The organism is Streptomyces pratensis, assembly GCF_037137275.1.
In the GTDB taxonomy this organism is placed as follows: Bacteria; Actinomycetota; Actinomycetes; order Streptomycetales; family Streptomycetaceae; genus Streptomyces; species Streptomyces pratensis_B.
The window spans coordinates 1-4,095 of the sequence record NZ_JBBBEN010000056.1; the positions used below are offsets into that span (position 1 = coordinate 1).

General features: G+C 71.2%; 6 protein-coding genes. All 6 read right to left on the reverse strand.

All coding sequences use genetic code 11. From position 1 onward, the window contains the following. Positions 1-300: bifunctional DNA primase/polymerase (locus tag V9U70_RS03490; protein WP_336672942.1), on the reverse strand; the 300-nt coding region annotated here is incomplete at its 3' end. Then, positions 297-1,028: a DNA cytosine methyltransferase gene (locus tag V9U70_RS03495; RefSeq protein ID WP_336672943.1), complete on the reverse strand. Its 732-nt coding sequence runs from the start codon at positions 1,026-1,028 to the stop codon at positions 297-299. The genes V9U70_RS03495 and V9U70_RS03490, both read right to left, overlap by 4 nt. Positions 1,029-1,116: 88 nt before the next feature. Then, positions 1,117-1,380 (reverse strand): hypothetical protein, encoded by a 264-nt coding sequence (locus tag V9U70_RS03500; RefSeq protein WP_336672944.1) that lies wholly within the window; start codon positions 1,378-1,380, stop codon positions 1,117-1,119. An 11-nt stretch (positions 1,381-1,391) separates the two neighbouring features. Further along, on the reverse strand, positions 1,392-1,580 hold the full coding sequence (locus tag V9U70_RS03505) for a hypothetical protein (protein ID WP_336672945.1): 189 nt from the start codon (positions 1,578-1,580) through the stop codon (positions 1,392-1,394). Continuing rightward, a complete protein-coding gene (locus V9U70_RS03510) occupies positions 1,571-1,831 on the reverse strand; it encodes a hypothetical protein (RefSeq protein WP_336672946.1) in 261 nt (86 codons plus the stop codon). The genes V9U70_RS03505 and V9U70_RS03510 overlap by 10 nt, the downstream gene beginning before the upstream one ends. 152 nt (positions 1,832-1,983) lie before the next feature. After that, positions 1,984-4,062 carry a cell division protein FtsK gene (locus V9U70_RS03515; RefSeq protein ID WP_336672947.1) on the reverse strand — a complete coding sequence of 693 codons (2,079 nt, stop codon included), beginning with the start codon at positions 4,060-4,062 and terminating at the stop codon, positions 1,984-1,986. Between the last annotated feature and the right edge of the window lie 33 nt (positions 4,063-4,095).

Consider the following 4,095-nt stretch of genomic DNA (forward strand, 5'->3'; position numbering starts at 1 on the left):
GCCGTCAGGCGTTCCTTTCGGGTCCTTCGCCTTGACCGGGTCCAGGTCCACCACGACCAGCCCGGACGGGCCCGTGGCCACACCGACGTTGAACGCCCCCGCCGACCATGCCTTGCGGATGCGGTCGGGGTCGGTGGTGGCCCGCTGCTCCCACTTCCGGTGACCGGCCGCGCAGTCACCGGTGCCGGGGCAGGCGGCCTCTCCGTGGAGGGCGGGCCGTTTGTCGCGGGGGCGGAGTGGAAAGACGTGCCACCCGCGCTCGGCCGCGTCCAGGGCAACGGTCAGGAGGCGGGCGTTCACGCGGCCACCCCCACCGGACGAACAGCGGCGAGCAGAGCGCGACCGATGTGCTCGGAGAACGCTGGCGGGATGGCCTCGGTCAGTTCCTCGCGCACGTCGGTCCACGTGATGCCCATCGCTTCCTGCATTTCCGGGATGGTGGCTTTGCCGCCGCCGGCCCCGTACGGGGCGACGTAGGGCCCGTCCCGGTAGACGCCGTGCCGGTAGCCGCGCACGTATCCCCGGTGGCGGGGGTGGGCGGGCTGCGGCATGGTCCAGCGGCCCAGCTCGAAGTTGCGGTGGCGTAGGACACCGAGGTGGAACATCTCTCCGCACAGCCACACGTCCCGCCGGACGGGGGCGGTGCCGTTGGGCTGCTCGATGACGTAGGGCAGGCCGGTGGCGTCCAGCAGGGTGCGCAGTGCGGGGATGAGCTGGACGTGCTTACGCCCCCAGCCGCGCGCCTTGTTGGTGCCGATGGTCAGCGCGCAGCCAGCCTGGCACGGCGGGGAGGTGTGCACGGCGGCGAACCGGCCGATCTCCCCGGACGCGATCAGGGCGGCGAGGGATTCGAGCGCATCCGCCCGGACAAACGTGAACGGGTAGTTCGGGCGGTCCACGATGTCGACGCCGACGACGTCGAACCCGGCCCGGTGGTAGCCGGTGGCTGCGCCGCCGGCGCAGCAGAACAGGTCGAGTAGCAGTGGCCGGTGGCCGGGCACTCGCCTCATGAGGATGCGTTGCGTCATGCTGGGTGTCTCCAGTTCTCGTGAGTGAGCTGCTGGACAAGGGCGGCCCCGGATCATTGGCGTGAGACGGGGGCCGCCCTTGGTCGTGTCAGAAGGGCGGTTCGTTGCTCCACGGGTCGCGGTCGGCCCGGCGGCGACGGGGGATGCGCGGGAGCCGGAGCAGAGTCCAGCGGCGCGTTTCGTCCCAGCAGGGGCACGGGTCCCACTCGGTGCCGGCGTACTCCCCGTTGTGGTCGCCGTAGTCGTAGGCGAGCCCGCCGTGCCCGTCGCAGAGCGGGCAGTCGGGGCGGGGGGTGTCGGTCAGGGTCAGGGTCCGGCGGCCCCAGCCGGTGAGCTGGATGCGCAGTCGCACGGGGTGCTCCCTCAGATGCTGGGGATGGCGTCGACGAGGGCGGTGGCCATCTCGTTGATGGGGTCGGCGGCCCCGGTGGAAGCGAGGAAGAACCCGAACCCGGCGGCGGTGAACGCGCCGCCGGGCGTGAGGCTGCGGGACCGGAGCAGGAAGAACAGGACGAGCCCGAAGAGGGCGACGAGGGAGAGGGTCACTGCCACGGGGTGGCCTTCCGGTCGGTGGCGTGGGGTCGGGTGCCGGCCGCGTGGATGCTGCGGCTGTTGTTGAGCAGCCGTCGCCCGACGCGGAGCCGGGAGCGGTGGCCGTGGCAGCGCCGGCAGACGATGACGGCCCGGCGGCGGGTGCGGACGCCGATGCCGGAGCACTTCCGGCACGGGGCGAACGGCTTCACCGCGCACAACACTGCGTAACCGGCGGTGGTGAGGAGGATGAGGAGGCTAGCGAGCGCCACGAGGGGCTCACATCCCTTCGTCAGGCGGGTTTCCGGGTGTTTCCGCAGGTGGGCTGCTAGACGCTAGGTCGCAGCTCAGGGCGGGTGTGGGGTGCTAGCGGGGGTGCTAGACCTAGCAGCCGGGGGTGCTAGGTCTAGCAGTCCTGCTGGGGTCAGGCAGCGGCCTTGCTCTGGTTACGGCGGGTGATGGCGGCGGTGATGTCGGCGCGGTCGATGCCGCGCCGGTTCTTGCCCTCGCCGGTGTCGGTCTGGCCCCAGACCTGCCCGGCCTTGATGCCGTGGGGCTTGAGGGCGGCGGTGACGTTCTCGCCCTTCCACCCGCCGTAGACGTCCGGCTGCGCCGCCGCGAGCCGGGTAGCGATCCGCTCGCACCACACGGACTTCTCGTCGGACGCGATAACGGCGAGGACGTCGGCCAGCACATCGGACTGCCCGGACTTCTCGGGCCCGTGGCCGATGGCGTGGCCGGTGACGTTGCCGTACTCCTCGCGGACCTGGCGGGCGCGGGCGGCGATCTGCTCGGCGGCCACCGCGTCCACGAACGCGGACGCCACGATGCGCGGGTCGTCTCCTTCGCCGGCCATCCAGCAGATGCCCCGGTCGGAGCGGGAGAACATGGTGGCCCGGTACCCGGCCTTGTACATCGAGGTGCCGAGCACCATGTCGTTGGCGGGCTGTCCCATGACCTTGAGGCAGAAGCGCAGCACCGCGTTCGCGCTGATCCCGGTGGGCAGCGACTTCGCGTCCGGGCGCTGCGTCCCGAACAGGGTCACGATCCCGAGGGCCGGGCCTCGCTTGACGAGGTCGGTGCAGATCGCTTCGATCTCCTTGCCGTGCTCCTCGTGCTCGAACGGCACCTGACACTCGTCGAACCCGGCCACGATCGGGTGCAGCCCCAGACTCTTGTCGCTGGCCAGTTCCGGGGTGACCTTGGATTCCGGGCAGCGGGAGCGCGGCAGGGACTTGATGACCTTCGCCCGCCGGCGCAGCTCCTCCTTCAGCTCCCGCAGCGCGTCCAGGACGTATTCGATGTCGTCGTTCTCCTCGCCTGCCCGGTAGCGGTGGCAGACGGGTTCCAGGGCTCCGAAGTCGCCGGTGCCCTTGAAGTCGAACGCGTGCAGCTCGGCGCGGGGGTCGAGTGCGGCGATGAGGAGGAACAGCCGCATCAGGAACGTCTTGCCCATGCGGGGGATCGAGCCGACGACCACGGCGGCGAACATCAGCGTCACGGACACGTCGCGCATGCGCTGGTCGTTGCCGAACACCACCGGCTTGAAGAGGTCCACCTGCCCGGTCTTGAGGAGGGGCCAGGCGGGTTTGGTGGTCTCGTTCATCGGCTTGTCCCCCACCCACAGCACCAACCGCCCCTCATGCTCGGACGGATCGGGGGAGGGCCAGACGCAGCCGACCTTGCGCCGCAGCCCGGACGCCAGCGGCTTGCGGGCCTCCATGATGTCCTCGGGCGTCACCCCGTACGGGAGATCGAGGTCGGCGCGGTAGCCGGGGCCGTCGCGGACGATCTCGCTGGTGAAGCGCAGCCCGTTCATGTCGCCGCCCTTCTTGATGGCGGCGCTGATCCGGCTGTTCCCGATGGAGTCGAGACCGCGCAGCACGATCGACCCGGTGAGCTTCTGCACCTCCGTCTTCAACACGGCGGGGCCGATGACCGGAGCGTCGGGCTGCTGACCGGCCATACCGAGGAGCAGCACACCGCCGGCCGCGAACGCGTACATCAGCGCGGGGGCCATGACGTAGAGCCAGAGGGCGAAGCCGACGCCGAACACGGCGGCGACCAGGGTGACCAGGCCGCGCAGCCGGACCCGTCCGGCCCGCAGCCGGGACAGGCGCATGTACTCCTCGACGTCCTCGGCGCGGACGGCGGCGGCCCGCAGGGGGGCGGCTTCGCGGTCCCAGATCCACCGGTTGGTGGTGGCGATGAACCGGCAGGCCCCCCGCGGCGACATCAGCGCGAGACGCCCGGCGTAGACCGGGAGCCGCACGCCGTGGAAGAGGGCGCTGTATCCGGCGTTCGCGCCGGCGTGGCGGGCGGTGGCGGTGAAGTCGCGCCGGTCGGTCAGCCACCCGGCCAGGACCGGCTTGCGCTTCTCCACGCTCACCTTCGGCTCCGGCAGGGCGGGGTTGTCGACCGCGACGGGCACGGTCGTTTCGTGGTCGTCGTCCAGGTCGGGGACCGGCCGCAGATGCGCGGCCGGTGCCGTGGTGTCCGTCATGCTGGTACTTCCTCCTGCTCGATGGTTCGGGAC